Annotated in this window: 20 protein-coding genes and 1 tRNA gene; 10 read left to right on the top strand and 11 right to left on the bottom strand. The window is 60.7% G+C overall.

What is annotated here, in order from left to right; all coding sequences use genetic code 11:
- The first annotated feature begins 8 nt into the window (after positions 1-8).
- On the top strand, positions 9-1,040 hold the full coding sequence (locus tag CWR53_RS13755) for a sigma-54-dependent Fis family transcriptional regulator (RefSeq protein WP_100851862.1): 1,032 nt from the start codon (positions 9-11) through the stop codon (positions 1,038-1,040).
- An 87-nt stretch (positions 1,041-1,127) separates the two neighbouring features.
- Positions 1,128-1,910 carry an SDR family NAD(P)-dependent oxidoreductase gene (locus CWR53_RS13750; protein WP_058603450.1) on the top strand — a complete coding sequence of 261 codons (783 nt, stop codon included), beginning with the start codon at positions 1,128-1,130 and terminating at the stop codon, positions 1,908-1,910.
- A gap of 22 nt (positions 1,911-1,932) precedes the next feature.
- Here CWR53_RS13750 and CWR53_RS13745 read toward each other — a convergent pair whose 3' ends face one another.
- From CWR53_RS13745 to CWR53_RS13710, 8 genes are all read right to left on the bottom strand, one after another.
- Entirely contained in the window at positions 1,933-2,895 is a 963-nt protein-coding gene (locus CWR53_RS13745) for a glutathione S-transferase family protein (protein ID WP_100851861.1), read from the bottom strand.
- A gap of 93 nt (positions 2,896-2,988) precedes the next feature.
- Positions 2,989-3,990 carry a glycosyl transferase family protein gene (locus tag CWR53_RS13740; RefSeq protein ID WP_100851860.1) on the bottom strand — a complete coding sequence of 334 codons (1,002 nt, stop codon included), beginning with the start codon at positions 3,988-3,990 and terminating at the stop codon, positions 2,989-2,991.
- Positions 3,987-4,322: a TusE/DsrC/DsvC family sulfur relay protein gene (locus CWR53_RS13735; RefSeq protein ID WP_058603447.1), complete on the bottom strand. Its 336-nt coding sequence runs from the start codon at positions 4,320-4,322 to the stop codon at positions 3,987-3,989. The genes CWR53_RS13740 and CWR53_RS13735 overlap by 4 nt, the downstream gene beginning before the upstream one ends.
- Positions 4,319-4,615, bottom strand: a complete 297-nt coding sequence (gene tusB / locus CWR53_RS13730) for a sulfurtransferase complex subunit TusB (RefSeq protein ID WP_058603446.1) — start codon at positions 4,613-4,615, stop codon at positions 4,319-4,321. The genes CWR53_RS13735 and tusB overlap by 4 nt, the downstream gene beginning before the upstream one ends.
- Positions 4,615-4,974, bottom strand: coding sequence for a sulfurtransferase complex subunit TusC (gene tusC, locus CWR53_RS13725; protein WP_100851859.1), 360 nt, complete (start codon positions 4,972-4,974; stop codon positions 4,615-4,617). The genes tusB and tusC overlap by 1 nt, the downstream gene beginning before the upstream one ends.
- Positions 4,975-5,367 (bottom strand): sulfurtransferase complex subunit TusD, encoded by a 393-nt coding sequence (gene tusD, locus CWR53_RS13720; protein WP_058637907.1) that lies wholly within the window; start codon positions 5,365-5,367, stop codon positions 4,975-4,977.
- 68 nt (positions 5,368-5,435) lie between these two features.
- On the bottom strand, positions 5,436-6,815 hold the full coding sequence (locus tag CWR53_RS13715) for a nucleobase:cation symporter-2 family protein (protein WP_058603443.1): 1,380 nt from the start codon (positions 6,813-6,815) through the stop codon (positions 5,436-5,438).
- 227 nt (positions 6,816-7,042) lie between these two features.
- Positions 7,043-7,714 carry a Bax inhibitor-1/YccA family protein gene (locus CWR53_RS13710; RefSeq protein WP_023534840.1) on the bottom strand — a complete coding sequence of 224 codons (672 nt, stop codon included), beginning with the start codon at positions 7,712-7,714 and terminating at the stop codon, positions 7,043-7,045.
- 133 nt (positions 7,715-7,847) lie between these two features.
- On the opposite strand from CWR53_RS13710, the gene CWR53_RS13705 reads away from it, so the two are divergent.
- From CWR53_RS13705 to CWR53_RS13670, 8 genes are all read left to right on the top strand, one after another.
- Positions 7,848-7,935 (top strand) — tRNA-Ser (locus tag CWR53_RS13705).
- Positions 7,936-8,096: 161 nt separating this feature from the next.
- On the top strand, positions 8,097-9,005 hold the full coding sequence (locus CWR53_RS13700) for a LysR substrate-binding domain-containing protein (protein WP_100851858.1): 909 nt from the start codon (positions 8,097-8,099) through the stop codon (positions 9,003-9,005).
- A 107-nt stretch (positions 9,006-9,112) separates the two neighbouring features.
- Positions 9,113-10,303, top strand: coding sequence for a CaiB/BaiF CoA-transferase family protein (locus CWR53_RS13695; protein ID WP_100851857.1), 1,191 nt, complete (start codon positions 9,113-9,115; stop codon positions 10,301-10,303).
- Positions 10,300-11,235: a hydroxymethylglutaryl-CoA lyase gene (locus CWR53_RS13690; RefSeq protein WP_100851856.1), complete on the top strand. Its 936-nt coding sequence runs from the start codon at positions 10,300-10,302 to the stop codon at positions 11,233-11,235. Before CWR53_RS13695 ends, CWR53_RS13690 begins: the two co-directional genes overlap by 4 nt.
- An 86-nt stretch (positions 11,236-11,321) precedes the next feature.
- A complete protein-coding gene (locus tag CWR53_RS13685; protein WP_100851855.1) occupies positions 11,322-12,653 on the top strand; it encodes an MFS transporter in 1,332 nt (443 codons plus the stop codon).
- 191 nt (positions 12,654-12,844) lie between these two features.
- Complete coding sequence (gene leuC, locus CWR53_RS13680) at positions 12,845-14,248, top strand: 3-isopropylmalate dehydratase large subunit (RefSeq protein ID WP_100851854.1); 1,404 nt, start codon at positions 12,845-12,847, stop codon at positions 14,246-14,248.
- A 6-nt stretch (positions 14,249-14,254) separates the two neighbouring features.
- On the top strand, positions 14,255-14,899 hold the full coding sequence (gene leuD / locus CWR53_RS13675; protein WP_100851853.1) for a 3-isopropylmalate dehydratase small subunit: 645 nt from the start codon (positions 14,255-14,257) through the stop codon (positions 14,897-14,899).
- A 357-nt stretch (positions 14,900-15,256) separates the two neighbouring features.
- Complete coding sequence (locus tag CWR53_RS13670) at positions 15,257-15,895, top strand: TetR family transcriptional regulator (protein WP_078478366.1); 639 nt, start codon at positions 15,257-15,259, stop codon at positions 15,893-15,895.
- Positions 15,896-15,897: 2 nt separating this feature from the next.
- Here CWR53_RS13670 and CWR53_RS13665 read toward each other — a convergent pair whose 3' ends face one another.
- From CWR53_RS13665 to CWR53_RS13655, 3 genes are all read right to left on the bottom strand, one after another.
- Positions 15,898-19,461 (bottom strand): molybdopterin cofactor-binding domain-containing protein, encoded by a 3,564-nt coding sequence (locus CWR53_RS13665; RefSeq protein ID WP_100851852.1) that lies wholly within the window; start codon positions 19,459-19,461, stop codon positions 15,898-15,900.
- Complete coding sequence (locus CWR53_RS13660) at positions 19,458-19,931, bottom strand: (2Fe-2S)-binding protein (RefSeq protein WP_058637903.1); 474 nt, start codon at positions 19,929-19,931, stop codon at positions 19,458-19,460. Before CWR53_RS13660 ends, CWR53_RS13665 begins: the two co-directional genes overlap by 4 nt.
- A 199-nt stretch (positions 19,932-20,130) precedes the next feature.
- Complete coding sequence (locus tag CWR53_RS13655; protein ID WP_058603435.1) at positions 20,131-20,607, bottom strand: MarR family winged helix-turn-helix transcriptional regulator; 477 nt, start codon at positions 20,605-20,607, stop codon at positions 20,131-20,133.
- Positions 20,608-20,653 lie beyond the last annotated feature (46 nt).

The raw sequence follows: 20,653 nt of genomic DNA, 5'->3' as shown, positions 1-20,653 counted from the left end.
TGACGCTAATGACCGCTTGTAACCCTGCCGTTCGTGCGCCCCAACCCGTCGTGGAGGCGTGCAACATCGCTCAAGACAGTGACCCTGTGGTGCGTCAAGCCTTTAACCGGGCCTTGCGGCTGATGGAGCGTGGCATTGCCGTACTGATCCGCGGGGAGACCGGTACCGGCAAGGAAATCCTCGCCCGCGCCCTGCACGCGCACAGTCAACGCCGCGGAGCACAACTGGTGGCGCTCAATTGCGCGTCCATTCCCGAAACCCTCATCGAAAGCGAGCTGTTCGGCTATAGCCGCGGGGCGTTCTCGGGTGCTTTACCGGGCGGCAAGAAAGGCAAGGTTCAGCAAGCCGATGGCGGCGTGCTGTTTCTCGATGAAATCGGCGACATGCCCCTGGAACAACAGACGCGCCTGCTACGGGTGATTGCCGAACGTGAGGTAACGCCCCTGGGTGCCGAGCGCAGCATCCCAGTCAACTTCGCGCTGGTCTGCGCGACGCACCAGGACCTCTCGGCACGGGTTGCCGAGGGCAGTTTCCGCGAGGACCTGTTCTATCGCATCGCCACGGGCGTGGTGCAGTTACCGCCGCTGCGCGAGCGCCAGGACCGTGGCGAGCTGTTGTGCAACATGGTGGCCCATGAACTGCCAGGCTGTGATCCACGCCAGGTACTGGCGCCGGTGTGGAGCTTGCTGATGGCCCACTCCTGGCCGGGGAATCTGCGCCAGATGCGGGCGGTCGTGCGTTACGCCTGCGCCGTGATGGAAGGCCCGCGCATGCTGCGCAGCGATCTGCCGCTGGATTTCATCGAGCAGTGCCAGACCCCGGCTGCGTTGCCTGCCAACATCACGCCCATCCGCCGGGCGGCGCCTTCAGGCGATGAGCGCAGTGAGGTGTTACAGGCCTTGCAGAGCTGCCGCTGGAACATGTCGGCGGCGGCCCGCGCTCTGGGGATCTGCCGGCCCTCGTTGTACCGGGTGATGCGCCGGCTGGACATTCCCCCGCTCAAGGAGCAGTTGGCGCTCGGCGCCTGCGGCACCGCGTGATGCCCTGACCCTCCAGTACCTTTGACGACCGCCTGCTGCCAATGAGCAGGCGCGCCTGGCTGCGGCCATTTTCGATGGATGACGACCATGAGCACTCCCGTTGTGCATGCTGCACTCAATTTCACCCTGACCGGCCGCACGGCCCTGGTAACGGGCGCCGCCCGTGGCATTGGTCATGCGATCGCCACGGCACTTGGCCAGGCCGGTGCCCGAGTAGGGGTGTGCGATTTGGATGCCGAGGCGGCCGAAGCGGCTGCGGCTCGGTTGCGAGAAGCCGGGATCGAGGCGGTTGGCGTGGGAGCGGATGTTGCCGATGAGGTTCAGGTCCAGGCCATGGTGAACCAGGTGGAGGCCTTGTTGGGAGGGGTCGACATCCTGGTCAACAACGCAGGCATCGTCTCGACTGGCCCTTTGCTGGAGGTCACCACCGCGGAATGGAACCGGGTGATGGCCATTGACCTGAACAGCGTGTTTTTCTGCGCCAAGGCCGTGCTGCCGGGCATGATGGCGCGCCAAAGCGGGCGCATCATCAATATCGCATCGGTGGCAGGTAAGCGTGGAGGTGGCTTGCTGGGTAATAGCTGCTACGCGGCGGCCAAAGGCGCGGTGATCGCCTTGACCAAAGGACTGGCACGAGAAGCCGGCCCCTATGCCATCACCGTCAACGCCGTGTCGCCGGCACTGACCGACACCGAGATGACCAGCGCGCTGGCGCCTCAGGCCAGGGCCGAAGTGCTCGCACAGATGCCGCTTGGCCGCGCCGGCACGCCCCGCGACATCGCCGCCGCCGTATGCTTCCTGGCCTCGCGGGAGGCCGGGTTCGTGACCGGCGAGATCATGGACGTCGATGGCGGGTTCATGCGCGACTGATTCGGTCTGGGCACAGGCTAGTTCAGCTCCCACCCCATATACCCTTGCCGGGCAAGCGAGCGCGATCATGGGGCAGCCTGAAGTCCAGCAGCGGCCCCTTTGGCACGATGCCGTTGGGGTTGATGGTGGTATGGCTGAGGTAGTAGTGATTCTGGATGTGCTGCATGTTCACCGTCTCGGCTACCCCTGGCCATTGATACAACTCACGCAGCCAGTGGGTCAGGTTGGGGTAATCGCTCAGACGGCGCAGGTTGCATTTGAAATGGCCGTGGTAAACGGCATCGAAGCGCACCGCCGTGGTGAACAGGCGTATGTCGGCCTCGGTGAGGTACTCGCCTGCCAGGTAGCGGTGTCGGCTAAGCACATCTTCGAGGTGATCCCATTCGCTGAATACCTCGTCGAAGGCCACTTCGTAGGCCTGCTGTGTCGTCGCAAAGCCTGCGCGGTAAACGCCGTTGTTGATGGCCGGGTAGATGCGTTCGTTCAAGGCGTCGATGTCCGCTCGCAACGGTTGCGGGTAGAAGTCGAGCAGGTTGCCGGTCAGCGAATTGAAGTCATGGTTGAAGATCCGCACGATCTGCGCCGACTCGTTGTTGACGATGCGGTTCTCTTGTTTGTCCCACAGCACCGGTACGGTCACGCGCCCGGTGTAATGAGGGTCGTCCTGGGTGTAGCGCTGGTGCAGGTACTGGAGCCCGTCGAGGTGATCGCCCGAAGAGCCGTTCTGGCGGTCGAAGGTCCAGCCGTCAGCTTGCATCAACCAGCTGACCACCGACACGTCGATCAGCGGCTCGAGGCCTTTGAGCGCGCGCATGATCAGAGTGCGATGAGCCCAGGGGCAGGCCAGCGATACATACAGGTGATAACGCCCAGGCTCAGGGGCAGGCAATGGGTTGCGCCGCTGTGAGTCCTCACGCTTGAACGCGCCGTCCTTGCCATTTTCGTACCACTGGTCATGCCAGCGACCGTCGACCAACAGGCCCATGATGAGCTCCTTAACAAAGCGATTTGTCGTTGGAGCCCAGTCTAGAGAAAGACGTTCGAAGCAATAGCGCAAAGAGTGGGGCGGTATGATCGGTTAAATCGATCGATTGCGATCAGCCCAGCACGCTTGCGCGCGGGCAAACGCCTGCTCGCGGTCTAGCCCCAACCCGCGAAGCGCCAGCGCCATGGTGGCCAGCACTGCTTTTTGGGCATAGCTGTCTTCAACCTCACCTCGCCAAAAGGCCAGCATGTGCTCAGGCTCAAGCGCTGCCGGCTTGACGTGGCGCCGCTCGCTCAGGGCAGGCCATTCTTCGTCCCAGGCTTTGCCGTCAGTGGTGCCGTAGAGATGGCTGAGCACATCCGGGTTCACCTCGATTTCGCCACCATCACCCTTGATCACGATCGCATGATCGCCCAACAAGCGACTGGCCTCGCGGTGTACGGCCTGGTAACCCGGGTGGAAGATGCTCTGCAGGCCACAGCGTGCGCCGAGCGGGTTCAGCACCCGTGCGAGGGAGTGGATCGGCGAGCGCAGGCCCAGAATGTTCCGCAGATCGATCATGCGCTGAAGTTCAGGCGCCCAGTCCTGCAGTGGGAAAAAGGCCAGGTGGTGCTGGTCCAGTGCCTCACTGACGGCCTGCCAACCGCGGCACAGAGGTATGTGCAGCAGCGCGAGCAGTTGCTCGCTGTACAGGCGGCCTGCGGTGTGCGCACCGCCACCGTGCATCAGGATACGCACCCCATTGCCGGCCAGGCACTTGGCGGCCAACAGGTACCAGGGCAGATGACGCTTCTTGCCGGCATAGCTCGGCCAGTCGATGTCCACGGCCATGGCAGGCGCTTGCAGGTGCGCGCGCAGCGCTTCGGTGAAGCCGGCGAGCTCTTCTGCGCTTTCTTCCTTGTGCCGTAGCAGCATGAGAAAGGCGCCCAGCTGCGCGTCTTCGACTTTACCCTCAAGCAGCAAGGTCATGGCGGCGCGGGCTTCTTCGCGTGTCAGGCCGCGCGCGCCACGCTTGCCTTTGCCGAGGATGCGCACGTATTCGGCGAAGGGGTGTTCGGCGGGGGTTGCCAGGGTAAGCGGGCGTAGGCTGGTCATATGCAATTGGTCGGCTTGGGCAGGCCCGCCAGCTTGGCGGCAAGTTTGGCGGGAGTGCCATTGAACAGGCGATTGAGATGGGCGCTATTGCCCTTTTCCGGGCCTAGCTTGAGCGCTGCGTATTTGATCAGCGGACGCGTGGCGGGCGAGAGCTGATACTCCTGGTAGAACGCGCGCAGCAATGAGAGGATTTCCCAGTGGTCAGGCGTCAGGTCAATGCCTTCGCGGGTGGCCAAGCCTTGCGCGGTGGCCGGTGACCAATCCTCAAGGTTGACCAGAAAGCCGTCCTTGTCCAGGGCAATGGCCTTGCCTTCGATATCGAGCGTGTTCATAACCAGCTGTTGACCTTGTCATGGTGCAGGGACAGCGCAACGAAGCCTGGATAGTCGACCGTCGTTGCCAGCGAGGGCGCAATGGCCCTGGCCTGAATGTCTTCTTCCAGTGCATAAAGGCGACCGATTAACTGGGCCTGCTCCAGCAAACGCAACGGCTCGCTGCCTGGGAGCAGGGCGTAGACCGCATCGCCACACAGCAGCACGGCGTCTTCGCTGCCGAGCAAGCGCAGGCAGCTGTGAAGGCGTTCGTCACCAAACGGGGAGTGGGCTATTACATGCAAGGTTGTCATCAGAGCGTCACCACTTCGTCGAACTGTGCGATCAAAGCCGCAAGCTGCGCATCGTCAAGTACCTCTACCGGCAGGCCAAGGCTTGCGTGCGTCATGCCGCGCCGAGCCAGGCTATGGCCACAGACGTACAACGCGTCTACGCCGAACATGGGCAGTGCCTGCAGGTTGGCAGCCAGGTTTTTTTGCTCGAGGGCGGCGGGGTGCTGGTCGCAGGCCAGCTGGAACACGCCATCGTCCAGGAACAGCACGCCCAGCGGCAGATCGAAGGCGCCGCCGGCCAGGACGATATCCAGCGCTTCGCGGGCAGACAGCCCGCTCCAGGGCGCCTGGCGACTGATGATCAACATGGACTTGGCCATTCAGTCGCCTCCAAAGCAGATCAGCCGGTCGGCCGTTTGCGCCGCTTCATGCAACTGACCAAGCCCGGACAGTTCCCAGGGTTGCTGCAGATTCACGGCAGGGCGTTGATAGCGGCTGGCTTCGCGTTCGTCCAGTACGCCACGACGCAGGGCGGCGGCGATGCACACCACTGCATCGAGCTGATTGGCCTGAACGAACGTGCGCCATTGCTGCGCAATGTCCTGTTCGTCCTGAGGGGCTACCACGTTGGACGATGCACTGTGCACCCCGTCCTGGTAGAAGAACAAGCGGGTGATGCCGTGCCCGGCAGCCAGCGCTGCCTCGGCAAAGCGCAGCGCCCGGCGCGAAGCGGGTGCCTGTGCGGGGGAAAACACCGCGATAGCAAATTTCATGGCGAACTCGTGCTATGGAATCGCGCCATGATAAACAAAAAGGCCTGGCTGCTGCAGGCCTGTGGCAGTCAGGCCTTTTCCTTGCCCTCGGGCAGGAACCAGTTGAGTACCAAGGCACAGATGCCTCCGGTAGCAACTCCTGACTCCATCACGTTGCGAATCGCCGCCGGCATATGGGCAAGGAATTCGGGTACCTGCGCCACGCCCAGGCCCAAGGCCAGCGATACGGCGATGATCAACAAGGCGCGGCGATCGAGCCGGGTGCTAGCCAGGATATTGATCCCCGAGGCTGCCACTGCGCCGAACATGACCATGGCCGCGCCGCCCAGCACAGGCTCTGGAACCGCCTGAATCACCCCGGCAACGCTTGGGAACAAGCCCAGCAGTATCAGCATCCCCGCAATCCATACGCCGATGTGACGGCTGGCGATACCGGTCAGCTGAATGACGCCGTTATTCTGGGCGAAGATTGAGCTTGGGAACGTATTGAACACGCCAGCCAGCAGTGAGTTGGCGCCGTTGACCAGCACGCCACCCTTGATGCGCTGCATCCACACCGGGCCTTCCACGGGCTGGCGCGAGACCTTGCTGGTGGCGGTTACATCACCGATGGCTTCCAGAGAGGTCACCAGGTAGATCACCAGCATCGGGATGAACAGTGCCCAGGAAAAACCGAGGCCAAAGTGCAAGGGTGTCGGCACTTGGAACAGCGCCGCCTCGTGCATGCCGGTGAAGTCCAGGCGGCCCAGATAGCCGGCCAGGGCATAGCCCGCCGCCAGCGCGATGACGATGGCGCAACTGCGCAGCCAGACCACCGGTATGCGGTTGAGGATGACGATGATCGCCAGTACCACGCCTGACAGCAGCAGGTTCTCGCCGTTGGCAAAGGTCCCGTTGGCCATGGCGCCAAAACCACCGCCCATGCTGATCAGGCCCACCTTGATCAGCGTCAGGCCAATCATCAGCACCACGATGCCGGTCACCAGCGGAGTGATCAGCCGTTTGACGAAGGGCAGGATGCGAGACACGCCCATCTCGACAAAAGAGCCTGCAATGACCACGCCGAAAATGGCGGCCATGACGCCTTCCACAGGCGTGCCTTGTTTGACCATCAAGGCCCCGCCGGCAATCAGCGGGCCGACGAAGTTGAAGCTGGTGCCTTGCACGATCAGCAAGCCGGCACCGAAAGGGCCGAAGCGTTTGCACTGGATGAAGGTGGCGATGCCGGAGATGACCAGAGACATGGACACGATCAGGTTGGTATCCCGGGCAGAGACGCCCAACGCCTGGCAGATCAGCAGGCCAGGGGTGACGATCGGCACAATGATCGCCAGGAGGTGTTGCAGCGCTGCCAGCAAGCCGATGAGCAGCCGTGGCTTGTCTTCCAGACCCAGTACCAGTTCGTTGTCAGGCGCTGTTGCACCTGGGCTGTGTTCCTGTGAGCTCATTGCGCAGCGCTGCCCGTCTATAAAAAAGGAGCGCATTCTACGGGCAGAATAGGGAATGCGGTAGGGGAATACCGGTTAGCCGCCTGTTCGACGATCATCGCCTTAGTTACCTGACTTTTAGGTCAATAAGTATGGGCGCTGTACTGCTTTGAGACCGTGCATGTTCTGTAAAAACCGCAGGCAAAAAAAAGCCCGCGTAAGCGGGCTTCTTTGGACACAACGTTGGATCAGTCGTCACGACCCATGATGCCGAACAGCTGCAGCAGGCTGATGAACAGGTTGTAGATCGAAACGTACAAGCTGATGGTCGCCATGATGTAGTTGCGTTCACCACCGTGGATGATGGCGCTGGTCTGGAACAGGATGCATACCGACGAGAACAGCACGAAGCCGGCGCTGATAGCCAGTTGCAGGCCGCTGATCTGGAAGAAGAAGCTGGCCACGACCGCACCCAGCAGGACGAAGAAGCCTGCGGTGATGAAGCCGCTGAGGAAGCTCATGTCCTTGCGGGTGATCAGCACGTAGGCAGACAGGCCACCGAACACCAGCGCCGTCATGGCAAAGGCCGAACTGACCACTTCGGCGCCGCCGCTCATGCCCAGGTAGCGGTTAAGGATAGGGCCGAGAATGAAGCCCATGAAACCGGTGAGGGCGAAGGTGGAAACCAGGCCCCATACCGAGTCGCGCAGCTTGGCGGTAAGGAAGAACAGGCCATAGAAGCCGATCAGCACGACGAACACGTTCGGGTAGGCGAACCGCATCTGTTGTGAGATGAAGGCCATCAGGCCGCTGAATGCGAGGGTAAGTGCCAGCAGGCTGTACGTATTGCGCAGGACCTTGCTGATCTCCTGCTGCTCGACCTGCTGGCCGTGGTGTACGGCATAATCCTGTTCGCGCATGGCGACACTCCTTGGTGAACCTGTGATATGAAACGTCGAAGATGGTAGGAGTCTACCAGAGCTCCTGCAACCCGCGACACAGAGAGTTTGACAGCGTGTTTCATTCCGGTATTATGGCGGCCGCAAAGCAGCTGGAAGCGTGGCCGAGTGGTTTAAGGCAACGGTCTTGAAAACCGTCGATGGGCAACTATCCTAGAGTTCGAATCTCTACGCTTCCGCCACTATTCTTCATTAAAGCCCTGATTTATCAGGGCTTTTTTGTGCCCGTCCATTTTGCATCCCCTTTCATCAGGTCGGCTTCGACGGATTTATCTCGGCTCGTAACTGGATGCGCTGAACGTCGGGCCTGATCTTGTCGCAGCCGATGAGCAGGGTAAACCTAATGCTTCATAAGCAACTGATCCGACGTTTGGACCTGATCACTCTGCAGCTCTTCGTCGCTGTTCATGAAGAAGGAACGCTGACGCGCGCAGCCGCAAGGGAGGCCATTGCGGTATCGGCCGCCAGCAAGCGCCTGATGGAGTTGGAGGAGGCGCTGGGTGTCCCGCTTTACTCCCGCACAGCCAAAGGCATGGATCTGACTGCCGCGGGTGAGACATTGTTGCACCACGCGCGACGCATCCTCACGGAAGTCGAGAAAGTCGGTATCGAGGTGGGTGAACACCTGCAGGGGCTCAGGGGCTATGTGCGGATGCTCGCGAACCTGTCTGCGATCATTCAGTTTCTGCCCGAAGATCTGCATGATTTTGTCCTGCGCCACTCGCAGGTAAAAGTGGATTTGGAGGAGCGCCCGAGCGATGGCGTTGTACAGGGGATCATCGACGGCGTCGCGGACCTGGGTATCTGTTCGATGGACAGCGACAGCCAGGGCCTGTACACGGTCCCCTATCGCCATGATCGACTGGTGGTGGTAACCCGCAGTGACCACCCGCTGGCAGAGCATGACCAGGTCGATTTCGTTGAAACGCTGATGTTTGACCACATAGGGCTGCATTCGGCCAGCTCCATCAATAATCGAATCCATGTGGCAGCAAAGGCTTTGGGGCACCCCCTTCGTCTACGCATTCATGTGCCTGGTTTTGACGCCATGTGCCGTATGGTGCAAGCCGACATGGGCATCGGCATCTTGCCACTGAAGGCCTTCGAGCTTTTTGGCCGAGGCCTGGGCCTGACGGCTGTGCAACTGAGCGACGAGTGGGCCGACCGAACCTTGGTATTGCTTGTGCGTGAGCGAGAAGCCTTGTCACCCGTCAGCCAACTGCTGTTCGACCATCTGCAACAGCCACGCTAGGGCCAGCCGTTCGCGAAACGCGAACGACACTTTCCTATATACCGTTGGCGTTCGCTCAGCGTGAACCCCTAGTCTTGGTACAAATTCCAAGAAACAGAGGTTGCACCATGACTGCTCTCAACGGACTTCGGGTGATCGAAATCGGTACGCTTATCGCTGCCCCGTTCGCTGCCCGGATGTTGGCCGAGTTCGGCGCCGAGGTAATCAAGATCGAATCGTTGGGACAGGGAGACCCTCTTCGTAAATGGCGAAAACTGCACGAGGGGACGTCGCTGTGGTGGTACCTGCAATCGAGGAACAAGAAGTCCATCGCCCTGAACCTGAAGTCAGCCGCTGGCATCGACATCGTCAAGCAGTTGGTCGAAACCGCTGACGTTCTGATCGAGAACCTGCGGCCTGGGGCGCTGGAAAAACTCGGCCTTGGGTGGGACGTGCTGCATGCGCTCAATCCAAAGCTGACCCTGGTGCGTATTTCGGGCTATGGACAGTCGGGGCCCTACAAAGATCGTCCCGGCTTTGGTGCCATCGGTGAGGCCATGGGTGGTATCCGCTACACCACGGGTACGCCTGGCGTCCCACCGGCACGTGTAGGGGTAAGCCTGGGGGACTCGCTGGCCTCGATGCACGCGGTCATCGGTGCGTTGATGTCCGTATTGCGGGTCAAGACGGGTCAAGGTGATGGACAGGTCGTGGATGTGTCTCTTGCAGAAAGCGTATTCAACGTCATGGAAAGCCTGATACCGGAGTACGACATGCTTGGGCATGTTCGCGAACGTAGCGGAGGCGCCTTGCCGGGCATTGCGCCTTCCAATACCTACCCGACGGCGGACCAGGGCTATGTTGTGATCGCCGGCAACAGCGATCCGATCTACAAGCGCCTGATGACTGCAATTGGCCGGCCAGATCTGGCAAGCGACCCAAGGTTCGAACACAACGATGGTCGAGCTGCCCACTGTGAGCTGCTGGATGAGGCGATCACCCAGTGGAGTTCCAAGCTGCCGATCGAGGCTGTCCTTCAAGCCCTGGAAAAAGCAGAAGTGCCTGCGGGGCGAATCTATAGCGCAGCAGACATCGTAGCCGACCCACACTATCAGGCACGCGACATGATTTTGAATGCGCAGCTGCCCGATGGAACGATGGTCAAAATGCCTGGGATCGTGCCAAAGCTGTCGGACACCCCAGGGGGTGTCAAGTGGCAGGGCCCTGGCCTTGGGCAACATACCCAGTCTGTTCTTGGAGGCTTGGGATTGCCTGATGAGGCCATTCAACGCCTGAAGGACGAGGGGGTGGTGCAATGATCACAGACTACTCCGAGCGACTTGTCGTCCAAGAAGTCTCGCCCCGTGATGGTCTGCAGATCGAACCAACCTGGGTCGAGACGGCAGACAAGATCAAGCTGATTGACGAGCTCTCCGTCTGTGGTTTCACTCGCATCGAAGCCGGCTCGTTCGTATCTCCCAAGGCCATTCCTGCGCTGCGTGATGGGGAAGCGGTATTCCAGGGGATAGCGCGTCGAGCGGGTGTGATTTATGTGGCGCTTGTTCCCAACCTGAAAGGGGCCCAGCGAGCCATAGCGTCCAATGCTGACGAGTTGAACTTGGTATTGTCAGCCAGCCAAAGCCACAACATGGCCAACATGCGCATGACGCCAGCGCAGTCGCTGGTTGCTTTCAACGAGGTGGTTTCGCTCGTGCAAGGCAGCTCGATCAGCTTTAACGGCACAGTGGCGACAACATTCGGTTGTCCCTTCGAGGGCCGCATCGATGAAGATGTCGTGATGCGCCTGATTGATGCTTACCAAGCCCTCGGCATGCAAGGCATTACCCTGGCGGACACAACGGGCATGGCCAACCCTCGCCAGGTCCACCGGCTCGTGAGCAGGGTGCTGACTCAGGTGCCTGCATCACAGCTGACCCTGCACTTTCACAACACACGAGGCCTTGGCCTGAGCAATGTGTTGGCAGCCTATGAGGCCGGCGCGCGCCGCTTCGACGCTTCGTTGGGCGGGCTTGGCGGCTGTCCTTTCGCACCCGGTGCTTCAGGAAACATATGCACCGAAGATTTGGTCAACCTTTGTGATGAAGTCGGAATCGACACAGGTATTGACCTTGCGCACCTGCTCACGTTGTCCCGCTCGTTGCCTGCCCTGCTGGGCCACGAGATGCCGGGACAAGTGGCGAAGGCAGGCCGAAATTGTGACCTTCACCCCTTGCCTCCACGTTTCGGCTGATCCCTGACCAAGCGACTACCGTCGCTCGCCAGATAACAAAAACAATCAGAGCTTACTGTTCGCGAAGCTCGCCTGGAGAAATTCAAATGTCTATTTCCGTTTCTGTGCCGGATGACGGCATTACGAGTGCCATCATCGACGAAAAGAAGTTGATATCGAAAGTTGCATGGCGCCTGATGCCGCTGATCATGATTTGTTATCTGTTTGCATTCTTTGATCGTATCAACATCAGTTTTGCGAAGTTTCAGCTCCAAGCGGATCTTAGCTTGAGCGACACTGCCTATGGGCTTGGGGCGGGCCTTTTTGTTGTAGGCTATGTCTTGTTCGAAGTTCCAAGCAACATGATGTTATACAAGGTCGGCGCGCGGCGCTGGATTGCCAGGATCATGATGTCCTGGGGATTGGCAACTGCGCTGATGATCTTCGTGACGGCAGAATGGCAATTTTACCTACTGCGTTTCTTGATCGGCGCCATGGAAGCAGGCTTCGCGCCTGGGGTCCTTTATTACCTTACGCTTTGGTTTCCGCAGCACTATCGAGGCCGTATTACCTCCATGCTGTTCTTGGCATCGGCTTTTGCAGGACTGATTGGCGCTCCTGTTTCCGGCTTGGTGCTTGGGCACATGGATGGGCTGTTCGATATGCGTGGTTGGCACTGGCTGTTCCTGTTGGGCGGCCTTCCCTGCATTGCCCTGGGGTTGGTGGTGTTGGTCACAATGAAAGACCGCATCAGTGACGCCAGTTGGTTGAGTGCGCAGGAGAAGTCTTATCTTGCCAGCCGAATCGCGAGCCATGCAGTGAACACCCATGAAGGGTCTCTGCTGACGGCGCTGCGCCTTCCAGGGTTCCTGATGCTGGCATTCATCTACTTCCTGATCCAGGTCGCTTCATATGGTCTGAACTTCTGGGCTCCGCAGCTCATCCGCAGCGCTGGTATCGAAAGTGCGACAACCATCGGCTTGCTGACGGCGGTGCCGTACGTGTGCGGCGCGATCAGCATGGTGTTGGTAGGGCGGTTGTCCGATGCCACCGGTGAGCGAAGAAAATTTGTGTGCGCCTTGGTCGTGATCGGCTCGGTTGGCTTCTTCAGCGCGGGTTTCTTCGAAGCACATGTCCTGTACCTCACCATCTCTCTGGCGTTGTTGGGTGCAGGCATCATTGCCGCCATTCCCACGTTCTGGTCGCTTCCACCCAAATTGCTGGCCGGGGCAGGGGCCGGCGCTGCCGCAGGAATTGCGCTGATCAACACAATGGGACAGGTGGGTGGCATCGTCAGCCCGGTGATGGTCGGTTTCATCAAAGACATGACCGGCAGCACCACCCCGGCGCTTTACCTGATCGGTACTACCTGCTTGATTGCTGCCGCGCTGCTTATCTGGGCACTGCCGCAGAGCCTGAGGACGTCGGATAAAAAGTAAAGATTTTTAGCGCCAACCCGCAATGACTTGGTAGCTCAGTACCCGATGCTATTTCAGTACGAAAAGGTCGGTTTCTCCGTAGAGGCACCGTTACGTACTTCCCGCGTCTGCGTGTCCGGTTTCGTTTCACCTATCCCCCCGCAGGGCCGAGGACGGAACCGGGTTCGCTGACTCCATGTGAGAGATGTAGAATGACCCCGATTACACTTTTTGAGAAACTGTGGCGTCGTCACGCAGTGCTTGATACGGGTGATGGACGCACATTGCTCTATATTGATCTTCAATTGATCAATGAAGTTACCAGCCCGCAGGCATTCGACGCACTGCGAATGAATGGGCTTCGGCCGTGGCGTGAAAGTTCTGTCCTGGCCACGTCGGATCATAATGTTCCCACCGTCGATCGCCATAAAGGCATTACCGATGCTATTGCACGGCGCCAGGTCGATGCACTGGAGCGAAACTGTTCAGAATTCAACATCACGCTCTTCGGCATGGACGATCATCGCCAAGGCATCCTTCATGTCGTTGGCCCTGAACAAGGCTTAACCCTTCCTGGCATGTCGATCGTGTGCGGCGACTCCCACACGACGACCCATGGGGCCTTTGCCGCGCTGGCGTTTGGAATCGGCACCTCGGAGATCGAGCATGTGCTGGCAACGCAATGCCTTTCAATGAAAAAGCTCAAGACCCTGCGCGTCATTCTAGAAGGAGAACTTCGTCCCTTCACCACGTCGAAGGACATCGCGTTGGCGCTGATCGGGAAGATTGGCACCGCGGGGGCTACCGGCTACGCCATCGAATTCGCGGGTGCTACGGTCGAACGCATGACGATGGAAGCACGGATGACGCTTTGCAACCTAGCCATCGAAGCGGGTGCGCGGTGTGCCATGGTGGCATTCGACGATACCACTGCAGCCTACATTCGAGCCAAGCCAATGGCGCCAACTGGCTCGCGATGGGATGACGCCGAGCGTTACTGGCGCACATTGCGCAGCGACACAGGCGCGGTGTTCGATGCTGAAATTCGCATGGATGCGACTGCGGTCAGGCCTCATGTGACCTGGGGGACTTCTCCAGAAATGGTCGTGGACATAGATGGGTGCGTCCCATCACCGCAAGAGGAGCCTGATCCGGTCAAACGGCAAGGCATCGACCGCGCGTTGAAGTACATGGATTTGCAACCGGGTACGGCAATACGGGATATCCACCTGGATAAAATCTTCATCGGCTCATGTACCAACGCTCGAATCGAAGATATTCGACTGGCTGCCTCTATCGTGGCTGGACAGAAGGTTGCCCCCTCCATCAAGCAAGCGCTGGTAGTGCCGGGTTCGGGGTTGATCAAATCGCAAGCGGAGTCCGAAGGGCTTGACCGGGTTTTCATTGAAGCCGGTTTTGAATGGCGCGATGCTGGCTGCTCGATGTGTCTGGGAATGAACGAGGACAGGTTGACGGCCGGTGAGCGCTGCGCCTCCACCTCGAATCGTAACTTTGAGGGTCGTCAGGGGCCTGGTGGACGTACCCACCTTGTCAGTCCGGCAATGGCCGCCGCCGCCGCCATTGCCGGTCATTTCGTCGATGTCGGAGGTCTCTAGGCCGTTATGCAAGCCTTCACTAATCTGAAAAGCAAAGTCGTGCCGTTGGATCGTGCCAATGTGGACACTGACGCCATCCTGCCCAAGCAGTTCCTGATGATCATCGAGCGCACAGGCTTTGGTCACCACCTGTTTGATGAGTGGCGTTACATTGACCATGGGCAGCCCTATCAGGACTGCAGCCAAAGGCCACTCAACTTGAGCTTCCCCTTGAATCAGCCTCGCTATGAAGGCGCAGGCATCCTGCTGACACGGGACAATTTCGGTTGTGGTTCCAGTCGTGAACATGCGCCCTGGGCTTTGCACGATTGGGGAATCAGGGCCATCATTGCTCCAAGTTTTGCCGAGATCTTTTACGGTAACTGTTTCAAAAACGGCATTCTGCCCATCATCCTGGACCCGACCACAATTGACAGTTTGTTCGCCGCAGTTGAAGACCGACCCCATTATCAACTGGAAATCGACCTGGAACAGCAGACGATCACCGATGAACGGGGGGAACACATCGCGTTCGATCTGGATCCGTTTCGAAAGCACTGCTTGCTAAACGGGTTGGACGAGGTGGGTATGACGCTGCTCCAGTCGGACCTTATACAGGTGTTCGAGAACGAACGGATGGCCTTGGAGCCGTGGCTGTTCGGACGCATCTAGACGTGCGATCACTGTCTCCTTCCGTGCGCAGCACGGGGGGAGTTTTTTTGCAGACAGTAAGCCATGCTGATTTACCGGCTACATCGATCAGCTGCAATTTTCCGGCTTCAAGTTAGTTGCCATGGCCTCTGTTAGTAGGGCTCTGAACTGTCAGGGCTGTATCGTGGCAACCACCGTTTATGGCGAGATCGTTCAGGGGGTCACTTGCACCAGGGGCCGCCTGCTGCACTGCAGTATGCCCAACCCAGCTCCGCGCCTTTCGCCACTTCGCTCATCCTTTTGAGTCCGCCCGTAAACTCGCGCATTGAGTACCATCTATGGCAGTGTGAACCCTCTGCCCAGCCCACAGGGACTTCCATGCCAACGCGCAAAACCGGTATCCGTGCCCAACAGGCCGACCGCACCCGAGACAACATCCTCAAGGCGGCCGTACAGGTCTTCAGCCGGGAAGGCTTCGCCGGTGGGCGCGTCGAGCAGATTTCCACCCTGGCCAAATCCAACGACCGAATGATCTATTACTACTTCGGCAACAAGGAAAAGCTGTTCATCAGTGTGCTGGAGCACATCTATGCCAGCTTCAACCAGGCCGAAGCCGGGCTGCAACTGGACCTGGACGACCCTGAACAGGCGGTGCGCACGCTGGTGGCATTCATTTGGGATTACTACGTGCAACACCCCGAATTCGTCACCCTACTGGCGACCGAGAACCTTCACCAAGGCGAGCATGCGCGCAAGTCGCAGAACCTCAAGGCCTTGTCGGGCGAGGCGGTTGGCGTGCTGCGGCCGATCATCGACGCGGGCCAGGCGAAGGGCCTGTTTCGTGACGACATCGACATTACCCACGCCTACCTGATGATTGCTTCGCTCTGCTATTTCTACAACTCCAACCGCCATACGCTCAGTTCGTTCCTGGCCGTGGACCTGGCTGACCCCAAGGCCAAGGCCGACTGGTTGGCCTTCATCAGCGACCTTGTCCTGCGCGGCCTGCGCCTGTGACTTCAATGGCTGCCTGGGTTGGCGCGCACCTGCGCGACCTTGGCGGCGAGCCCTGGCCAGGCGGGCTTGTCACCTGCAAAACGCTGGCGCAGGTATGCCGCAAGATCGGCTATCTGGCGGTCCGACAAGCTGTCCTTGAAGCCCGGCATGTAGCCCAGATCGCGGGTAGCTGGGGTAGGGATGCCGTGCAGTATCACCCGTAGCAGATTGTCTGGCAGCTCGCTGTGAACGTTGCTGTTCACCGCCATCGACGGGCTGACGCCGAACAGTTTCGGCCCATGTCCATCGCTGTGGCAGGCCATGCAGGCGCCTTTGAACACGCGTTCGCCATTGCTCAATGACACGTGGCTTTCAGCCGGCTGCGGGGCCTTGGCCGCCTGCGACTGAGGCTCGCCACCGAGTGAGCTGAGGTAGTGGGCGATGGCACGCACGTCGCTTTTGGGCAGCGTCGCCAGCTCGCTGACCACCGGGCCCATGGGGCCTGCCGCCACTCCGTGCTTTTCAGAAAACCCAGTACTCAGGTAGTTGAACAACTCGTCTTCAGTCCACGGGGTGGTTGATTTGCCCAGCGCATTGAGGGCCGGTGCTTCCCAGCCATCGACCATCCCTCCGGCCAGGTAGCTGCTGCCAGCTTTCTCGGCGCCCATCAGGTTACGCGGTGAATGGCAGGCCGTGCAGTGGCCGAGGCCGTCGACAAGGTAGGCGCCGCGGTTCCACTGAGCGCTGCGTTGCGGGTCTGGCTGGTATTCCCCGCGCTGCAGAAACAGAGCGTTCCAGCCAGCCATCAGCGGTCGCTGGTTGAACGGGAAGCGCATCTGGTTGGCGGGTGCCTGCTGGCGTACCGGAGGCTGCGACATCAGGTAGGCATACAGTGCTTGCATGTCGGCATCGTTGATGGCGCGGAACGAGGTGTAGGGAAACGCGGGATACAGGTGACGGCCATCACGGCTGATGCCTTCACGCATGGCCCGTTCGAAGGCGGCGAATGACCAGCGGCCAATACCGGTTTCCGGATCGGGCGTGATGTTGGTGGTGTGGAGCGTGCCGAAGGGCGTCTGCATGGCCAGACCGCCGGCATTGACCTTGCCACCGCTGACCGTATGGCACACGGCGCAATCGCCGGCCGCAGCCACCTGGCGCCCGCGTTCGAGCATCGCGGCGCTCCAGCTGCCAGCGCCGGGCGGGGTAACCGGTGCGATTTCACTGCGCCAGGGCAGGGCGGTGGCAAGCATGCCCAGGGCTGCGCCCAACACCCCGGCCAAGCCGCCGAACCACCACTTTGAACGTTTACTTGCAGGCTGCGTCGGAGTCCATGGCCCAGGCCCCTGGCCATCGCCACCCAGGGCGGCGCGCACCCGTTCGGCGGTGATCGGCAGCTCACGAAAGCGGATCCCGGTGGCGTCGAAGATGGCGTTGGCAATGGCAGCGGCACTGGGTACCGAAGCCGATTCGCCGCTGCCCATCGGTGCTTCGTGCTGACGCGGCAGCATCATCACGTCGATGGCAGGCAGCTCAGGGAAGGTCAGGATCGGGTAGCCGCCCCATTCCTTGCTGGCCACGGTCGACTCTTCGAAGCTGACTTGCTCCTTGAGCACCCGGCTGGTGGACTGGATGACATTGCCGTGGATCTGGTGGCGCACGCCCTCGGGGTTGACCATCATCCCGGCGTCATGCCCGATCACCACGCGGGTGACGGCGACTTCACCGGTGCGCCGGTCAACGGCTACGTCAGCCACCCACGCCGCCCACGCGGCGCCAAAGCCTGGGAATTTGCTGTGGATGTAGCGCGCGTAGGCAAAGCCGCGCCCGCGCAGCACGTCACCTTCTCCCTGGCTCTGCATGGGCTGGGTATGCGGCTGCCAGTCGGCGCGCGCGGCGGTAGCCTTGACCAGGTCGATGGCACGTGGGTCGGACAAATGCTTGAGGCGGTATTCCACCGGATCGACACCCGCTGCGAACGCTAGCTCATCGATATATGACTCGTGGGCAAAGCTGTTGGGCATGGCCGATACGCCGCGCATCCACGAAGCGCGCACCAGCGGCGTCATATCGTTGATGGTCACGCGCATGTGCTCGTAGTCATACGGTGGAATCGACGTGCGGTCGCCCATTTCGAACAGGGCCGGTACGGGTTCCACCGCCCCGGTGAGCAGCAAGGCCAAGGTAGGCGCGCCGTTGGACGGGTAGCTGGTCTGGAAGTCATAGGCAGCCACGCTGCCATCGGCGTTCAGGCCGCCGTCGATCTCCATCAGTTGGGCTGTGCCCTTGGGTTCCCAGGCGTGTTCCTGCTCGCGGGTCAGCTGTACCCGCACAGGGCGTTGCACGGCGCGCGACAGCAGCACGGCGTCGGCGCAGACATCGTCGGCGCAGTTGCGGCCATAGCAACCGGCAGCCTCCATGCGGATGATTTCGATGCGCTCCTCGCCGCAGGCCAGCAGCCAGGCCAGATCAGCGCGCAGCAGGTGTGGGTTCTGGGTGCCGGACCACACGCGGATCTGCCCAGGCGTGTAGTCGGCCAGCGCGCACGATGGGCCAATCGAAGCATGCAGCTGATACGGCCATAAATAGGTACGGCTCAGGCGCTGGCTGGCATTGGCAAGGCCGGCATCGACATCGCCTTGGTCCAGCACCGTGCGTTGAACCCTTGGGTTGTCGCGGATGGCCTGGGCTACATCGCTCAGGTCGGGCAGCTTGCCGGTAAAGGGCTTCCAGCTGATTTTCAGGTCCTGAGCAGCCCGGATGGCCTGCTCCTCGCGCTCGGCAACCACACCGACGAAATCGCGGATCACGACCACCGCCACGACGCCCGGTACGTGGGCAATGGATGATTCATCGACGGCCAGCAGGCTGTTGCCCACGAAGTCGCCGCTGTCGTGGCCAGCATAGGGCGGACGGATCACTCGCCCGTGCAGCATGTCGGGCAGGCGCATGTCGTGAACGTAGGTCAGTTCACCGGTGGCCTTGCCGGGAATGTCCACGCGGGCGGTGCTGCGCCCGACCAACGTGTAGTCTTCGATGGGTTTGAGCGGCGCATCCTCGGCAATGTGCAGCTGCTGGTTTTCACCCGCTACCAGTTCGGCGTAGCCCAGCGTGGTGCCGTCGCTGGTGATTACCGTGCCTTCTTCGATACGCAGCGACGCGGGCTCGCACCCAAGGCGCAGCGCCGCCCGTTGCAGCAAATGACGGCGTGCAGTCGCCGCAGCCTTGCGCAAGGGCACGGCTGAAATCTGCAGGGTGGCGCTGGCGATGGTCGCGCCTTGATTGGGCGCCCGCTCGGTATCGCCCAGCACCATGTGCACCTGGTCCATGCGCAGGTTCAACTCTTCGGCGACGATCTGCGCCAGCGAGGTGCGGATACCGGTACCCAGGTCGACGTGGCCATTGAAGGCATAGACCCTGCCGTCGTCGCAGACGGCGATGAACAGCGCCAGTTCGCGCTCCCGGGTCACGGGCGTTACACCCTTGGCCACCGGGCCGGAAGGCGGGGTGATCTGATCGACGATCAGCAGCACGCCGGTCTTGGCCAGCAGTTGGTCACGGCTGGGCACCTGTTGCGAGTGGTTCATGCTTTCCTCCGGGTGTCGGCGGCGCGGCGCACGGCGCGCAGGATTTCGACGTGGGTGCCGCAGCGGCACAGGTTGCCGGACAGTTCGTTGCGAATCTGCTCATCGCTGGGCTGGGGGATTCGATCGAGCAGGGCCGTGGCGGTCATGATCATGCCGTTCATGCAGTAGCCGCATTGGGCTGCCTGCTCGTCGATAAATGCCTGTTGCACAGGATGCGGCGCACGCTTGCAGCCCAGCCCTTCGAGGGTAGTGATCTCCCGGCCGACGGCCCCGGCCAGGGGGATGATGCAGGAACGAGCGGCCACGCCGTCGATGATCACCGTACACGCGCCGCATTCACCCAGGCCGCAGCCGTACTTGGGGCCGTTCAGGCACAGGTCGTTGCGCAGGATCAGCAGCAAGGGCGTTTCAGGCGGGGCGTCGACGTCGAACGACTGGCCGTTGACCTGCACGCAGAGGGTTGTTTGCATGATGGGCTCATCTCTGGAGGTGACTTGCGCTACCGAAGCACCCACAGGTGGCGTGCATTTCGGTAAGTACTCACTACATGAAATGAACGAGCAAGAAGCAGGCCAGGGACACGGATGAGCAGGGCAGGGGCAATGAGCTCACCGAATCGGTGGCTCAGGCGGGCCGTAAGAAGAGGGGGCTGTCCAGCCGTAGTGCGACTCAGGCCGCGCCGTCGTCGCTGTCGATCATTTTGCGCAGCAGGTACAAGATGGCCACGCGCTCAGCGGCATTGAGGCTGCCCATGCTCAGTTCACTGATCTGCCGGGCGCAAGGGATCATCGCATCGAGCAATGCCGCACCGCTGTCGGTGAGCGTGACGATCACCTTGCGCCGGTCTCCCGGGTCTGGCGAGAGCTGCACCAGTTCACGGGCTTTAAGGCGCTCGACGATGCCGCGAATGGTCGCCTGGTCCACGGCCGTGGCCTTGATCAACTCGGCCTGAGAGCTGGGGCCATGGTCGCGCAGGGCGCACAGGGTGACGAATTGAATGGAGGTCAACTGTGGGTCGCACGCCTGCTGCTGGAAGATCGCCGTGTGCCGCTGGTAAGCCTTGCGCAGTAAGTGGCCCACCTGTTCGGTAACGTCGTAAGGGGCGGTGTCGTGGAGGGGGCTGCTGGGGGAAGTCTTGTTCGGCATGGGAGGGCTTGGGCTGGTGGAAAGGAGCTGGCCGGCCGCCAATAGC

This window comes from Pseudomonas sp. SGAir0191 (assembly GCF_002812565.2).
Classification (GTDB): Bacteria; Pseudomonadota; Gammaproteobacteria; order Pseudomonadales; family Pseudomonadaceae; genus Aquipseudomonas; species Aquipseudomonas parafulva_B.
Note: the sequence above shows the minus strand (reverse complement) of the source record. Positions and strands in the feature narration are given on the sequence as shown.

Bases quoted from the DNA above. Each gene is read 5' to 3' on its own strand.
- CWR53_RS13685 (WP_100851855.1), top strand. From the start codon at position 11,322: ATGTCTATTTCCGTTTCTGTGCCGGATGACGGCATTACGAGTGCCATC.
- CWR53_RS13700 (WP_100851858.1), top strand. From the start codon at position 8,097: ATGCTTCATAAGCAACTGATCCGACGTTTGGACCTGATCACTCTGCAG.
- CWR53_RS13745 (WP_100851861.1), bottom strand. From the start codon at position 2,895: ATGGGCCTGTTGGTCGACGGTCGCTGGCATGACCAGTGGTACGAAAAT.
- CWR53_RS13655 (WP_058603435.1), bottom strand. From the start codon at position 20,607: ATGCCGAACAAGACTTCCCCCAGCAGCCCCCTCCACGACACCGCCCCT.
- CWR53_RS13670 (WP_078478366.1), top strand. From the start codon at position 15,257: ATGCCAACGCGCAAAACCGGTATCCGTGCCCAACAGGCCGACCGCACC.
- CWR53_RS13735 (WP_058603447.1), bottom strand. From the start codon at position 4,322: ATGAACACGCTCGATATCGAAGGCAAGGCCATTGCCCTGGACAAGGAC.
- CWR53_RS13690 (WP_100851856.1), top strand. From the start codon at position 10,300: ATGATCACAGACTACTCCGAGCGACTTGTCGTCCAAGAAGTCTCGCCC.
- CWR53_RS13750 (WP_058603450.1), top strand. From the start codon at position 1,128: ATGAGCACTCCCGTTGTGCATGCTGCACTCAATTTCACCCTGACCGGC.
- tusB (WP_058603446.1), bottom strand. From the start codon at position 4,615: ATGACAACCTTGCATGTAATAGCCCACTCCCCGTTTGGTGACGAACGC.
- CWR53_RS13660 (WP_058637903.1), bottom strand. From the start codon at position 19,931: ATGCAAACAACCCTCTGCGTGCAGGTCAACGGCCAGTCGTTCGACGTC.
- leuC (WP_100851854.1), top strand. From the start codon at position 12,845: ATGACCCCGATTACACTTTTTGAGAAACTGTGGCGTCGTCACGCAGTG.
- leuD (WP_100851853.1), top strand. From the start codon at position 14,255: ATGCAAGCCTTCACTAATCTGAAAAGCAAAGTCGTGCCGTTGGATCGT.
- CWR53_RS13715 (WP_058603443.1), bottom strand. From the start codon at position 6,815: ATGAGCTCACAGGAACACAGCCCAGGTGCAACAGCGCCTGACAACGAA.
- tusD (WP_058637907.1), bottom strand. From the start codon at position 5,367: ATGAAATTTGCTATCGCGGTGTTTTCCCCCGCACAGGCACCCGCTTCG.
- tusC (WP_100851859.1), bottom strand. From the start codon at position 4,974: ATGGCCAAGTCCATGTTGATCATCAGTCGCCAGGCGCCCTGGAGCGGG.
- CWR53_RS13710 (WP_023534840.1), bottom strand. From the start codon at position 7,714: ATGCGCGAACAGGATTATGCCGTACACCACGGCCAGCAGGTCGAGCAG.
- CWR53_RS13665 (WP_100851852.1), bottom strand. From the start codon at position 19,461: ATGAACCACTCGCAACAGGTGCCCAGCCGTGACCAACTGCTGGCCAAG.
- CWR53_RS13695 (WP_100851857.1), top strand. From the start codon at position 9,113: ATGACTGCTCTCAACGGACTTCGGGTGATCGAAATCGGTACGCTTATC.
- CWR53_RS13755 (WP_100851862.1), top strand. From the start codon at position 9: ATGACCGCTTGTAACCCTGCCGTTCGTGCGCCCCAACCCGTCGTGGAG.
- CWR53_RS13740 (WP_100851860.1), bottom strand. From the start codon at position 3,990: ATGACCAGCCTACGCCCGCTTACCCTGGCAACCCCCGCCGAACACCCC.